The organism is Micromonospora sp. NPDC005087 (assembly GCF_042872965.1).
In the GTDB taxonomy this organism is placed as follows: domain Bacteria; phylum Actinomycetota; class Actinomycetes; order Mycobacteriales; family Micromonosporaceae; genus Micromonospora.
Window position 1 is genome coordinate 68,467 of record NZ_JBIALB010000009.1, and the last position, 12,540, is coordinate 81,006.

Annotated in this window: 10 protein-coding genes and 1 pseudogene; 3 read left to right on the forward strand and 8 right to left on the reverse strand. The window is 70.1% G+C overall.

Annotated elements, in window-relative coordinates:
* Positions 1-40: 40 nt before the first annotated feature.
* From ACFYPS_RS21500 to ACFYPS_RS21535, 8 genes are read right to left on the reverse strand one after another with little or no spacing between them, the layout of a single operon-like run.
* Positions 41-1,681 (reverse strand): DUF4127 family protein, encoded by a 1,641-nt coding sequence (locus tag ACFYPS_RS21500; RefSeq protein ID WP_354966852.1) that lies wholly within the window; start codon positions 1,679-1,681, stop codon positions 41-43.
* A gap of 2 nt (positions 1,682-1,683) precedes the next feature.
* Positions 1,684-2,391, reverse strand: a complete 708-nt coding sequence (locus tag ACFYPS_RS21505; RefSeq protein ID WP_387326382.1) for an N-acetylmannosamine-6-phosphate 2-epimerase — start codon at positions 2,389-2,391, stop codon at positions 1,684-1,686.
* Between the two features lie 47 nt (positions 2,392-2,438).
* On the reverse strand, positions 2,439-3,335 hold the full coding sequence (locus ACFYPS_RS21510; protein ID WP_387326385.1) for an ROK family protein: 897 nt from the start codon (positions 3,333-3,335) through the stop codon (positions 2,439-2,441).
* Complete coding sequence (locus tag ACFYPS_RS21515; protein WP_354966849.1) at positions 3,332-4,174, reverse strand: carbohydrate ABC transporter permease; 843 nt, start codon at positions 4,172-4,174, stop codon at positions 3,332-3,334. The genes ACFYPS_RS21510 and ACFYPS_RS21515 overlap by 4 nt, the downstream gene beginning before the upstream one ends.
* Entirely contained in the window at positions 4,164-5,111 is a 948-nt protein-coding gene (locus ACFYPS_RS21520; RefSeq protein ID WP_387326388.1) for a carbohydrate ABC transporter permease, read from the reverse strand. The genes ACFYPS_RS21515 and ACFYPS_RS21520 overlap by 11 nt, the downstream gene beginning before the upstream one ends.
* An 11-nt stretch (positions 5,112-5,122) precedes the next feature.
* Positions 5,123-6,406 (reverse strand): ABC transporter substrate-binding protein, encoded by a 1,284-nt coding sequence (locus ACFYPS_RS21525; RefSeq protein ID WP_387326391.1) that lies wholly within the window; start codon positions 6,404-6,406, stop codon positions 5,123-5,125.
* A 25-nt stretch (positions 6,407-6,431) separates the two neighbouring features.
* Complete coding sequence (locus ACFYPS_RS21530; RefSeq protein ID WP_387326394.1) at positions 6,432-8,027, reverse strand: FAD-dependent oxidoreductase; 1,596 nt, start codon at positions 8,025-8,027, stop codon at positions 6,432-6,434.
* 39 nt (positions 8,028-8,066) lie between these two features.
* Entirely contained in the window at positions 8,067-9,113 is a 1,047-nt protein-coding gene (locus tag ACFYPS_RS21535) for a LacI family DNA-binding transcriptional regulator (RefSeq protein WP_387326397.1), read from the reverse strand.
* 368 nt (positions 9,114-9,481) lie between these two features.
* On the opposite strand from ACFYPS_RS21535, the gene ACFYPS_RS21540 reads away from it, so the two are divergent.
* The 3 genes and pseudogenes from ACFYPS_RS21540 to ACFYPS_RS21550 all read left to right on the forward strand — a co-directional run bounded on the left by ACFYPS_RS21540 (position 9,482) and on the right by ACFYPS_RS21550 (position 12,508).
* On the forward strand, positions 9,482-10,840 hold the full coding sequence (locus tag ACFYPS_RS21540; protein WP_387326400.1) for a hypothetical protein: 1,359 nt from the start codon (positions 9,482-9,484) through the stop codon (positions 10,838-10,840).
* 110 nt (positions 10,841-10,950) lie between these two features.
* A pseudogene (locus ACFYPS_RS21545) lies at positions 10,951-11,637 on the forward strand (helix-turn-helix domain-containing protein); the annotation flags it as partial.
* Between the two features lie 622 nt (positions 11,638-12,259).
* Positions 12,260-12,508 (forward strand): hypothetical protein, encoded by a 249-nt coding sequence (locus tag ACFYPS_RS21550; RefSeq protein WP_354966843.1) that lies wholly within the window; start codon positions 12,260-12,262, stop codon positions 12,506-12,508.
* The last annotated feature ends 32 nt before the right edge of the window (positions 12,509-12,540 follow it).

Here is a 12,540-nt window from a genome sequence, read left to right on the forward strand (position 1 = left end):
CGCGCCGGCGGGTCAACCCCCGGCGCGACCGGCCGTCCGGTCAGGACAGTCGCAGCCGAGGCTCGAGGATCACCTCGAAGAGTCGGTCCCACGGCAGCTCGACACGCGCCGACTCGAAGCGAGCCAGGGTCGCCGTGAACGTCTTCGCGCCTCGCTGGCCCAGCACGATGCGGTGCCCGGCGAAGTGGTCGGCGAAGTACCGCTCGGTCAGCGGCACCAGCCGTTCGCTCACCCAGCCGTCGAAGTAGGTCTTCTGCTCGGGGGTGAGCGCGAGCGGGTCCCAGCCCTGCGCCCGTGCGTGCGCGTACGCCTCGACCTGCACGATGTTCTTCCACGGGTCGTCCTTGACGAGCCGGTAGAGCAGGTACTCGGCGTGCGCCTGGCCGGGCCCGCGCAGTTCGGGCACACCGAATCCGCTGCCGGAGGAGCGAAGGTACGCCCACCGGGCGGTGCCGTGGCCGAGCGCCAGGCCGAGTGCGTTGCCGCCGGTGTTCCATCCCGAGTACGACAGCAGCGCCGCGAGATCCAGGCCGCTCTCCATCCGCGCGACCAGTTCGTGGTCCGCCTTGTTCACGATGAGCGGGTCCACCACGATGACCGGGGTGCCGGCAGCCAGCAGCTTGCCGATCCGCGCGACGAAGGCGTCCAGGTCAGCGGCCCGCTGCCCGGGTGCCGACGAGGGGGTGTTCACGGCGAGCACGATGTCCGTGTCGCCGCTGACGACCCGTCCCCCCACGGCGGCCACGTGCCGGCGGATGTTCTCCGCGAACGGGATGCCCTCCAGTTGAGCGGTCCAGTCCTCGCCGGAGACGCCGGCGTACTCCACGCGGTAGGTGGGCGCCGTGCCGGCCGCGATCACCCGCGCGACCAGCAACGCGTCGACCTCGTCGGCGCCGGGGAAGATCTCCACCCGGTCGTCGACGCCGAGTTGAGCGACAAGCGCCTCCAGTTCCACCCGCTCGGCTCGGGCCAGGCCGACCGGCGCGGTGTCGTCCTCGGAGAGCACGAGGTGGCTGATGGTGCCGTCGGCGACCCACTCGACCATCAGCCGGTTGACCTGGTGGTTGCGGGCCCGAGCGGCGAGATAGTCCTCAACGACCTGGTCGGGGATTCGCGCCCGGACGGCGTCGAGCTGGGCCCGCAGCTCCTCCTGCCCGAGGTTCACCACCTGGTCGTAGAGCTTCGCCCAGCTGACCAGCAGGTCGCGGTACTGGTCCAGCTCGGTGCCCGTGCTGGTGATGGCGAGGCGCTGGATGGTGTCGTGCACCTCGATCACCGCCCCCGGCCGGGTCGAGCGCAGGTTTCGGATCGCGGCCAGGTTCTCCAGGGCGGCCGCCAGGGTTGGGGCGGCGGTGCGGGAGGCGATCAGGCCGCCGTAGGCGAGCATGCTGACCGAGATCACGTACCCGTCGACGCCGTTGGTGGTGCCGAGCCAGCGGGCGATGGCGGCCCCGTCGCCCGGGTTGAAGAAGCGGCCCAGCAGTTCCCGTGGCGGCAGCTGCACCTGGGCGCCGGCGCTCGCCGCGGTCATCTGCGGGGCGTAGGTGTTGACCGGCCGGTCGTCCAGCGGGACCAGTGCCACGGTCAGCCGCCGGTTGGCGGGCCCGGCGAATGCGGGTCGGCCGATGGCCACGGTGGTCAGCCCGGCCACGCCGGTGGCCAGCAGGGTACGTCTTCTCATGGTCACTCCTTCTTTCTCGGGGCGCTCGCCGCGCGGGGGACGGCCGGCACGAGCCGGCGGGTGATCCACAGCGGTGAGGTGACGGCGTTGCCCATCACCACCGCGTGCGCACCCGCCTCGAAGGCCCGGCGGATCTGTTCCGTGGTGCGGTACCGCCCTTCGGCGATCACCGGCACGGACAGCAGTGCGACGAGTCGCTCCACGAGCCCGAGGTCGGGCCCGTCAGTCGGTGGGCTGGCCGGGGTGTAGCCGGACAGCGTGGTGGCGACGGCGTCCGCGCCGGCCTCGACGGCGGCGACGCCCTCAGCCGTGGTGGAGACGTCGGCCAGGACCAGTGCGTCGGTCCGTTCGCGGATCACCCGGACCGTGTCGGCGAAGGGGCATCCGTCCGGTCGGGGGCGGTCGGTGGCGTCGATCGCGATGATGTCCGCCCCGCTCAGCGCCACCTCGAGCGCGTGGGCCGCGGTCGGGGTGATGAAGACGTCCTCGGTGCCGTGCTTGTACAACCCGATCACCGGAACGTCGACGGCGGCGCGTACCGCTCTGACGTCGTCCGGTCCGTTGACCCGGACCGCCACCGCGCCGCCGCGTACCACCGCGGCCGCCACCCGGGCCTGGACGTACGGGTCCCGCATCGGGTCGTCAGGATCGTCGGGCAGCGGTTGGCAGGACACCACCAGCCCGCCGGCCAGGTCGTCAAGCACGCTCACCCGCTGGTCCTTTCACTGATCCGAGTGCCGGCGTGTGTCAGCACCGCTCACTCCTGTGTGTCGATGGCCAGTCGGGCCGCGCCGACCACGACCGCGTCAGCGCCCAACGTGGCGGACAGCAGCGGAACGTCGGCCCAGCCCGCGGGCAACTCGGCCGAGTAGGCGGCCGACGCGGTGGGCAGCAGGGGACCGGCCGCTCCGCCGGCCACCAGGACAGCTTCCGGATCGAGCAGGGCCACCAACCCCGCCAGGGCCGCGCCGAGGGCCGTTCCGGCCCGCTCCACGACCCGCTGGGCGACCCCGTCCCCGGCTGCGGCGCGGTCCGCCACGGCCCGCCCGGTGACGTGGGTGCCGGTCTCGATGGCGTACGCGGCGGCCAGCCCGCTGCCGGAGGCGATCGCCTCCAGATGCCCGTACCGGCCACACCCGCACCGCAGTAGGTCGGCGCCCGGGGCCGGCAGATGTCCGACCTCGCCGGCGGCGCCGCGCGCACCGGCCTCGACGTGGCCGTTGCGGACGACCGCCCCGCCCAGCCCGGTGCCGACGGCCACCAGCAGCACATGAGCGCGGTCCCGTCCGGCGCCGGCCCAGCACTCGCCAAGCGCGGCGGCGTTCACGTCGTTGGTGACCCGCACGGGTCGACCCAGCCGGGCGGCCAGCGCGTCGGCGACCGGGGTGCCTGCCCAGCCGGGCAGGCTGTCGGTGGCGTACCGGATGCCGCCGGTTGCGGGGTCGACCGTGCCGGCGGTGCCCACCCCCACCGGCCCGGCGGCCGCGCCGAGCAGGTCGGTGGCCAGCCGGGCGGCGGCGTCCAGCACGGCCCCCGGCCCGGACCGGGCGGGCGTGGGCACCTCGCGGCGCTCCAGCACTCGTCCGGCCCGGTCGACCAGCGCGGCCGCCGTCTTGGTGCCGCCGATGTCGATGCCGACGATCGGTGTCGTCATCCCTTGAGGCCGGTGTGCGCGAGGCCCTCGACGAATTGCTTCTGTGCGATGACGAAGACCACCAGGACGGGCAGCGCCGTCATCGACGCCGCGGCCATCTGGACGTCCCACATGGGGCCGCCGTACGCGTCGACGAACTGGGTGAGCGCCTGGGGCAGGGTGAACTTCTCCGGAGAGGAGAGGAACACGATCGGTTCCAGGTAGAGGTTCCAGCTGTGCAGGAAGGTGAAGATGGCCACCGCGCCCAGTGCCGGCCGCGACAGCGGCAGGGCGATCCGCCAGAAGGTGGCGAAGCGGCCCAGCCCGTCGACCCGGGCCGCCTCCTCCAGCTCACCGGGGAGGCTGATGAAGAACTGCCGCATGATGAACGTCGCCAGGACGCTCGGCGCGCCGAAGATCGGCACCAGGATCAGCGGCCAGTGGGTGTTGACCAGGCCGAGTTTGAAGAACATCTGGAACAGCGGCACGATCGTCACCTCGCTCGGAATGAGCAGGCCCGCGAGGACGACGAGGAACAGCACGTTCTGGCCGCGGAACCGGATGCGCGCGAAGGCGTACCCGGCCAGCGCCGCAACGGCCATGGTGCCGACCGTGACGACCAGCGCGATGTAGAGGCTGTTCAGGTACTGCTGCCCGAACGGCTGCAACTCGAACACCCGCTGGTAGGCGTCGAACCGCGGGTTGGTCGGCAGGAGCTGCGGCGGGAAGGCGAAGATGTCCGCCACCGGCTTCAGCGACGAGGTGACCATCCACCAGGTCGGGAAGACGAACGGGATCGCCAGGACCAGCAGCACACCGTAGAGCACCAGCTTGGTCCGCCGGGACAGGTCACGATTCATGGAAGACCCACCTCTTGCGCATCTGCCACTGCAGCACAGTGAGGGCGAGCACGATGGCGAACAGCACGATCGACAGCGTGGCGCCGTAGCCGAAGTGATGGAACTGGAAGGCCTGCTGGTACAGGTAGTAGACGAGCACCGTCGTCGATGTGCCGGGTCCGCCCTGGGTGAGCACCGCGATCTGCGCGAAGACCTGCAGCGACCCGACCACGGTGATGATCGAGGTCAGCAGGATCGTCGGGCTGATCAGCGGTACGGTGATCAGCCAGAACTGGCGCATCCGGCTCGCCCCGTCGACTTCCGCGGCCTCGTACAGCTCGGCCGGCACGCCCTGCAGGGCGGCCAGGAACAGCACCATGTTCAGGCCGACGTTCTTGAACACCTGCACGACGATCACGGACACCATCGCGGTGCCCTCGCCGCGCAGCCAGTTCGGCCCGTCCACGCCGACGGTGTCGAGCAGCCCGTTGATCCCGCCGTTGTCCTGAAGCAGGAAGCCCCAGACGATGGTCCAGGCCACCAGCGAGACCACCACCGGGGAGAAGAACAGCGTGCGGAACACGATCGTGCCCCGCAGCCTCTGGTTCAGCAGGACGGCCAGCAGCAGTGCCAGGCTGAGGTTGAGCACCACCAGGCCGACCGAGAAGAGCCCGGTGGCGCGCAGCACCGCGCCGAGGTTGGGATCATCGGCGAGAGCCGTGTAGTTGTCGGTGCCGACGAAGTCGAAGGTCCCGGCGAGCACGTTCCACTCGTGCAGGCTGTACCAGAGCACGAGAATCAGCGGCAGGATCACGAAGACGGCGCTGCCGAGCAGTTGCGGGGCGATGAACAGGTAACCGGTGAGCTGGTCCCGGCGGCGGCTGGTCCAGAACGGCCGGGCCGGGCCCGGGGCGGGCCCGGCAACAGCCGAGCCCACCCTGGTGTCCGTCTGGGTCATGATCGTTGGCCTTACTTCGCCAGCAGCGGCTGGATCTTGGCGCAGACGCCGTCGAGTACGGCCTTGACGTCCGCGTTCGGCTGCCACAGCGGGTCGAGGCCGGCGCGGACCTGCTGGCTCAGCTCGGCCTGTCCGGAGTGGCTGGGCTTGACCACGCCGTTGGTGATGCCGTCGATGACGACCTTCTGCAGCTGCTCCGGCTTGAGCTTCGGGTTCGTCTTGGCGAGCGTCTCGGCGGTCAGCTGCGACTGTCGGGGCGCCGGGAAGAACTGGGCGAGCTTGGCCGAGTTCGTGGGGTTGGTGAAGAAGGCCAGGAAGTCAGCCGCCTGCTTGGCGTGCGGGCTCTTCTTCATCACCCCGAGGCCGGCCTGGCCGACCACCGCGTAGTTCCCCTTCGGCCCGGCCGGCAGCGGCACCAGGTCCCACCCGAAGCCGCCGTCCTTCAGCAGCGAAGCGCGGGAGATCTGGGTGATCGTCATGGCCGAGTCACCGGCGAAGAAGTCGGCGGTCGTGCCCGGGCCGGGCAGCGCCTTCTGGGTGAAGGTGGCCTTGTGCAGGGAGGTCATCGCGTCGACCATCTCCGGGCTGTTGAAGCCGCAGGCCTTGCCGTCCTCGCTCCATGCCTGGGCTCCCCACCCGGTCCAGAAGGTGGACAGGTTGTCCCAGCCCTTGTAGTCGAAGTCCCGAATGACCAGGCCGGCTTTGCCGGAATTCGCCGCGGTCGCCGCGGCGGTGGCCAGAGCGTTGTCCCAGGTCCACTGACCGGCCGCGATCAGCTCGGCCGGGGTCTTCTGCTTGGCCTTCGTGAGCAGGTCGGTGTTGACGAAGACCCCGAACGGCGAGGTGGAGAAGGGGTACGCGTACAGCTTCCCGTCGTTCTGCCAGAGCTTGAGGGTGGCGGGGGAGATGTCCTCGTACTGGTAACCCTCGGCCTTCTTGAGCGTGTCGTCGAGGGGCAGCAACGCGCCCGAGGAGACGAAGTCGGGGGCGGAGTTCTCGAACACCCACGCGAGGTCGGGCGCGTTCCCGCCCGCGATCTGGGTGGTCAGGGTCGTGGTGTAGGTGTCGAACGGCAGCGGGTCGAACTTGATCTCGGCCACGTCCGGGTGGCTCTTGCGGTACTCGTCGGCGATCTCGTTGAACAGCTTGAGGTGCGCCTCGTTGGCCGACCAGACGGTCATCCGCAGCTTCGCCGGACCGCTGTCGTCGGCCTCGCCACCGCCGCCGCAGGCGGTCAGGGCGAGCGCACCGGTCAATGCGACGGCGACGCCGCGCAGGGCCTTTCCTGCTCTCACAATCTTCTCCTCACCGGGGGTGTTTTCAGTAGCCCGCGATCTGCGGCCAGCGCTGTTCCACGCCGGCCGCGGTCAGGCGGTCCTGGAAGTCGGCCAGCAGACGGGGGGTGTTGCGGACCGCACGCGGGGACTCGCCCCGCGCCAGACAGAAGTCGGCGAGCAGGCCGGCGACCTCGCCGACGTTCCACTCGACCGGGTGCAGCCGGTAGCTGCCGTTGGTGACGTGGGTGGTGCCGATGTTCTTGCCGGCCGGCAGCAGGTTCTCCATCCGGCTCGGGATCAGCGCGCCGAGCGGGATCTCGAACGGGCAGGAGCCGACGTCGATGTAGTTGTCACCACCGGTCGACGGGTGCAGGTCGATCCGGTACATGCCGACGCCCACCGCGTCCGGGTAGCTGACCGCGCCGTGGTCGCCCCGGACCGCCAGGGACAGGTCCTGCTCGACCACGGTGTACTCGGCCCGGATCCGGCGGGACTCGCGGATGTACGGGGCCTGGGCCAGGCCGTCCGAGCTGCCGGTCACGTCGCCGCGCAGCCGCAGGCCCGGGAAGCCGGTGCCGCCGTCCGGCCGGGGCGCCTCCGTCTGCAGCCAGTAGAGCACCGAGTACGACAGCTCGCGGGCCTTGGTCAGGTGCCACGACGCGTTCGGCACGTCGATGACCGGACCCTCGAAGTAGTCGATCATTGGCCAGTTGACCAGGGTGATGTCGCTGCCGTACGCGCCGTCGGTGAAGTTGCGCCGTGCGGCGATCCGCCGAAACGTCCACAGGTTGCCATCGCCCGGGTTGACGCGTTGATCGGCGTTGACGCTCAGCGGGTCGTCGTCCGGGTTGGGGGTGAAGCTGCGCTCGACGATCTCCAACGTGCGCGGGTGCGGCGACTTCCAGGACAGCAGGCGGTCACCCCAGAAGTCGGGCTTGTAGTCGCGCCAGAAGTCGTACCCCGCGGGACGGTCGATGGTGTGGTCGCCGTCGACGTGGTCGAGGGCGAAGCAGACGGACACCGCCTGCATGTTCATCGGCTGGGCCTCGGCCGGGGCGCTCGGCTCACCGGTGTCCGCCTGCGACTCGAACCCGGTGACGTACTCGGTGCCCGTCAGCGGCAGCAACTCGCCGGTCTCGGTGGCGTCCAGGACGTACGGCGCGACCACGTCGATCCGCTCGTCCCGGTCGCGGTGCGCCAGCGTCACGCCGGTCACCCGGTCCCCGTCGGTCTCCGCAGCGACCGGCCGGTACGGCTGCAGCACACGCAGCCGGCCCGAACCGAGGTACGGGGCGAGCATCTGTTCGAGGACGGCGACGGCTACCCGCGGCTCGTGGCAGAGCCGGCTCACCCAACCCGCACCGGGGTTGAGGTCGGTCCAGGCCCGGGTCCGTTCGGTCAACGGGTAGTGGCGACGGTAGTAGTCGCGGATGCCGTTGCGCAGCGCCCGGTAGCTGGCGGTGGCGCCGAACTGCTCGATCCAGGAGTGTTCGTCCGGCGGGACGGCCTGGCTGGTGAGTTGCCCGCCGAGCCAGTCGAACTCCTCGGTCAGGATGACGGACCGGCCGGCCCGGGCCGCGGCGAGCGCCGCGGCGACGCCGCCCAGTCCGCCCCCGACGACGAGGACGTCCGTACGCATGAGTACCACGTGTTTCCTTCCAGTTGCGCGGCCGACCGCTCAGCGCCGGTCGACCGCCGGATCGGGGGTGCCGAGGGTGACGCCCTCGACGAGTTCGCAGGGGAGAAGTCGCTGCTGGACGCCGGCCGCGCTGCCATCGATGACGCCCGTCAGCACCTCGACCGACTGTCGGCCCATCTCCTCGCGGGGGATGCGGAACCCGGTGAACGCGATGTCGGTGGGGACCGGGGCCGTCGGGTCGCCGAGGGTCACGATCGACAGGTCGCCGGGCACGGTCAGGCCACGCCGACGGGTGGCCGACTCCAGCGCGACCGCCGTGGCGAAGTCCTCCACGAAGACGACGGTGGTCCCGTCGGCCAGCAGGGTGTCGACGGTTGCTTCGGCCTCCGCGGCCACTGCCGACATCTGCCCGGCGCTCTCCGCGGTCGCGGCGGCGGCGTGGAACCCACGGAGCCGGTCTTCGGAGGATTCCGCGGTGGTGCCCATGCTGACGTACGTCAGGCGGCGGTGACCGTGCCGCAGCGCCGTCTCGACGAGCTGGGCCACCGCCGAGGCGTAGTCGGCGCCGACGTAGGGGACCGGCCCGCCGGCGTCGTCGCGGCGCCCGACGGCGACGTACGGATATCCGTCACGGTTGAGCCGGTGCAGCTCCGCGCCGTCGATCTCGCGCCCGAGCAGGATGCACCCGTCGGCCAGGCGTAGCCGGTTGTCCTGGTGGAAGATGCGTCGCCGGCCGTCCATCACCGGTGCGCTGGTGAGCAGCAGCAGGTCGCAGCCGACCCGCTCGGCGTACTCCTCGATGCCGAGCAGGAACGGGTGGAAGAAGTCCCGGCTGCCGCTGGGAAATGCGGGCTCGTACGTGAAGACGCCGATGATCCGGTTGAACCGCGAGGCGAGGCGGCGGGCCACGGGGTCGGCGGCGTAGCCGGTCTCGGCGATGACCCGCAACACGCGGTCCCGGGTCTCCGGGGCGATGCGGACGTCGGCGTCGGTCCGATTGTTGAGCACCAGCGACACCGTCGCCTGACTGACGCCGGCCATCCGCGCGATGTCACGCTGGGTGACACGTCTGGGGGGAGCGGTCACGTCGGGTCCTTCCGGTGTTGCTAATGCGTATTAGCGGTCGGCGTTGGGAAGGAGCTTGGCCGGTGGCCCGGCGTGTGTCAAGGGGTGGACGCAAGATTTCGGCACGGTGAACTTGCTGGAGTAATGCGCATTAGCCGTCCAGGTTCGCGGCGGGTCGCTGTCTGGCCCGGGCCGCGAGCCGGCTCTTGACAGAGTCGCCGCCGGGCGCGCAATATTCGAGAAACATAGATGCTAATACGTATTAGCTCGGGTGGTGCCAAGGGCTGCCAGCCGATCGGTGTCCCCTGTGTTCTTACTGAGCGTCACACCGCGCCGCGCCGCGCCGCGCCGTTCGTGCCGCCGATCCGACCGACCGAAGAGGAAGCCGCATGACGAGACCATCCGCCCCGTCGTCCCGACGCGCTGTCCTGGCGGCCGCCAGTGCCGGCCTGCTCGTCGCCGCAGTAGCCGGCGCCCGGCCGGCAGCCGCCGAACCCCAGTTCGACTTCCCCCAGTTCACCTACCAGGGCACCGCGTTCGACAAGGGAACCCTCGCCTACAACCCGACGAACGAGTTCATCTTCCCGAGCGTCATCCGGGCCGCCGACTACTTCCCCAACCCACTCGGCGCCTACTACCTGTACTACGCGCCGCACGAGCGTCCCGGCGGGATCGCCCTCGCGTACTCCGACTCGATCAACGGTCCGTGGACGGAGTACGTCGCCAACCCCCTGATCAGCAACACCTGGCTGCCGTACTACGCGACGGTCAGCCACATCTCCTCGCCGCACGCGGTGTGGATCGAGGGCGAGGGCAAGCTCTTCCTCTACTTCCACGGCGAGAACTCCATCACCCGGTACGCCACCTCCGACGACGGCATCCACTTCAGCTACGGCGGGACGGCGGTCAGCCGGAACGACACGACCGGTGGCGAGACCTCCTACGCCCGGGTGTTCGAGCAGTCCGTGCCCCGCCTGGGCACCCGGTACCTGATGCTCTTCATGGACAATCCGACCGCTGCACTGCCCGGACCGACCGGGCCCGTGTCGCGGCGGATCCGCTGGGCGGTCTCCAACGACGCGCGGACCTGGACCATGCAACCCGAACCGATCGTGACCCCGCAGGGCATCGAAGGCCCGAACGCCTCGGGGCCGTTCTTCCTGCGCTGGAACGACCGCAACCTGGTGATCTACCACGCCGCCGACGGCAACATGCACGCGGTGGACGTCGGGCAGGACTTCGACCAGGAGATCCACCTCGGCACCGTGCACGACTCGATGACCGCCGCGCCCGACCTCGGCCGCTCGGCCGCGCCGACGTTCTACTTCGACGGGCAGACCGCGCACATGTACTACGAAGCTGGCGGCCGGCTCACCGCGACCATCGGACACGCCACCGCCACCCTGGCGAACCCGTTGCCGGTACGGCAGCTCGACTGTGCCGTGGACCGGCCGGTCCTGTGGCCGCCGAACCATGAGCTGGTCGACGTCAACGTCACAGTCGACCTGCACGACGGCGTCCTCGGCCCGAACGCGTTCACCCTGACCGGCGTGACCGGTGGTGAGGCCGCGGACGTGAGTGGCTTCGCCGTCGGCACGCCGGACGCGAGTGGCAAGCTACGGGCCGAACGCGCCGGGAATGGCGGGGACCGGGTGTACCACCTCACGTATGACGGTCACGACGAGATCGGACGGCCGGTCGGCTGCACGGTCACCGTCACCGTCCCTCACGACCAGGGCAGCAACTAGGTGTTCTGTCCATGGACGTTGGTGACACGGCTGGGATCTTGAAATAGGTGAAGGCCTCCGGTTGTGGAGTGGAGCTGTCTAGGAACCGCTCCGCCAACCAGGAGGCCTTCGTGTCCCACGCTAACGCTGCCCTGACCCCTCGCGCACGTGTGCGCCTGGCGCGTCTGATCGTGGATGAGGGCTGGTCGGTCGCCCGAGCAGCCGAACGCTATGACGTGTCCTGGCCGACCGCGAACCGCTGGGCGCAGCGATACCGGCAGCAGGGCGCCGAGGGCATGCAGGACCTTTGTGGCGGCCGCACCGCAGCCCGGCCCGGACCACGCGTCCGCTGGTACGCAAGATCGTGCACCTGCGGTGGAAACAGCGCCTCGGACCCGTGTAGATCGGCGGCCGCCTGGGCATGCCGGCCTCGACCGTGCACGCGGTGCTGACGCGTTGCCGACTCCACCGGCTGTCACACATCGACCGGGTCACCGGGGAACCGATCCGCCGCTACGAACACCCGCATCCGGGCGCGATGCTGCAGGTGGATGTCACCAAGTACGGCAACATCCCCGACGGCGGCGGGTGGCGTTTCGTCGGCCGCCAGCAAGGGCGGGCGCAACCGCCAGGCCACCGCACGGCGGACCGGGGCACGTAACGGCGTCTACGAACCTCAGATGGGTACGGCGTTCGTGCACACCGTCGTCGATGATCACTCCCGGGTCGCCTACGCCGAGATCCGTGACGACGAGAAAGCCGCCACGGCTATCGAGGTGTTACGCAACGCCGTCGGCTGGTTCGCCGCCCGCGGCGTCGACTCGGGCCGCGAGGTGACGGTGGCCCACCCGGACACCGCCCCTGGGTTGGAGTTCGATGGCGTCGTCGTGGTCGAACCCGCCGACTTCCCGCAGGACCTCGGCCGTCAGGGGCCGCTCTACACGGCACTCACCCGGCAGAACCGTGAGCTGGCCGTCGTGCACACGAGGCCGTTGCCTGAGCGGTTACGGAAGAGGTAGGGAGCCTCGCGCCACCACTTCGCCGTCGTTCGGCCGCCCCTGCAGCTCCCCGCTTGCCGATGGTTGTCTCGGCAATGACGTTGCACTACGCAGCGTTAGCGTGACGTACGGTTCGAGCTCGCACGGCCGGGTCACCAAGGTGGCCAGGCTATTCGACGCCAGGACTTAGTAGCTGTCCGTGAGCAGTTCGGCGACACTCGTCGGCTACGCGTGACCTCTGTCGTGCCGCGGCGCGACGGACCGCATCTCCACCACCACGGCGTGGTGGTCCCGAGGCGATGGGCGTGGCCCGTCCCCTTGCGCTTCACCCCAAACTCGGCATAACCCCGATACACAACGTAGTGAACCCATAACTTATAGCTGCTGCCCAGGCTTCCCTGGGCCGACCAGGCCCGGCCGAAGGCAGCAGAACGGGGGAACCATGCGGAGACTTGCAGCCGCGTTGGCGGCGGGCGGGATTGCCGTAATCGGCTTCGCGGCACCCGCCCAGGCCAGCCCCGGCCTCAACTACGGGCATGACTGCGTCCGCACGGGCCAGGTAGAACCTCATCTTGGCAAGTTTGGGCCGGCCAAGATCAACCCGCAGAACAAGCCCACGGGCGCCCTTAACGCCCGTGACGCCAGCGGCGGCAAGAGCCACTTCGACGACGGGGGTGTCTGCTACCCCTGAGTAGCGCTGATCGCACTACCCGACCCCGCTCT